At 36.0% G+C, this 1,369-nt stretch carries 1 protein-coding gene; it reads left to right on the top strand.

The features are described 5' to 3' along the window. A partial coding sequence (locus tag Q8907_17050; GenBank protein MDP4275978.1) for a hypothetical protein occupies positions 1-1,066 on the top strand: 1,066 nt, incomplete at its 5' end. Positions 1,067-1,369: the final 303 nt, after the last annotated feature.

The raw sequence follows: 1,369 nt of genomic DNA, 5'->3' as shown, positions 1-1,369 counted from the left end.
AGGGTACATTTTGTCATTTTTGTTCATTGGCTTTGTTTCCTATATTATATTATGGTTTCAAACCTTCAAAGATCATGATTACTATACCATTGATCTGTATATTTTCTTGATCTTTGTCCTTTTTACTTTCGCCAATAGTCTGGAGAATAGATATCCAAAGGTATTCCGGTCGAAATGGGCCAAACTTGTATTCTCCCTTTTTCTGATTTATAATGTTTGGTATGCTTCTCATGAAATGCATACCCGATATGAGGGCTGGATGAACGAATATCCCGAATATAAGGATGTTTATACGGTTACTCCTTATCTGCGTTCAATTGGCATTAAACCTGAGGATAAGGTTGTTTGTTTGCCTGATAATAGCCATTTTACCTTATATTTAATGAATCAACCCGGATGGACCGGATGTTACGGGTATAATTCGGATAGTGCCGGAATTGCTGCATCTGTTAAATTAGGTGCTAAGTATCTGATACTTGTCGGCACCAATATCACCAGTAAGGAATATTTGCAGAGTTACATGAACGATAAGGCAGGGGAATACAAGACTATACGGATTTTCAGGTTGGACAGGCCGAAAAATAAGAGATTTGCATTAAAACGGCCTGAATTTCAGACAAAACAAGAAGTTTGCTGTGATGCTGAAACTCTGACATCGGATAAAAAGAGTTTTATGGATAGAAAAAAAACATTTTGTTTTCAGGGGGGAATATGCCAGTCGCATGAGAAACATCATTCAGGTAGGGCCTCGATTGAATTGACCAGGAACAGGGCTTTTGGCATGACTTGCTGGTTTCCCAAATCTGTAAAGGGAGAAAAATTCGATATAACCGTCTGGCGGTCATCAGAAAAAGGAAATGGCAGTGTGGTTGCATCTGCCAAAAACAAGGATGAATTTTATATCCGCGATTATGATGTGGTGAAAAAGGTAAATAAGTGGGAATTGTTAAGGTTGGCTTTTATTCTTCCTGTTCAACCCAAAGATAGTCTGTTGGCCGTGTATTTATGGGATGATGGTGACAGTCCGGTTTATTTTGATGATTTGAGGGTAAAGCGGAATATGTAAAAGATATGTTTGTTATGAATTAAAATGATTATTGATTTTTTTCCCCCATAAATCCCAAAATGGCAATAACTCATGTTGATACCGTGATTGCTGATTTTGTAATTACAATTTTCTCTTTTAAGTTAAGTTTATGATCAATATTCTACCTTCATATTCTTCACATAACAAAAAAAATTTTGAAAGGATTTTTTGCCTTTCCTTTTTCTTTATCTCTTCCTTTTATTTTTGTATAAAAATTACCTTTTTTATTCCGCCTTCACTTAGTGGAGATGGGGCTGAGTATCTAATGATTTCAGAAGCTTT

This window comes from Bacteroidota bacterium (assembly GCA_030706565.1).
Classification (GTDB): Bacteria; Bacteroidota; Bacteroidia; order Bacteroidales; family JAUZOH01; genus JAUZOH01.
This window is presented reverse-complemented; position numbering and strand designations above follow the sequence as displayed.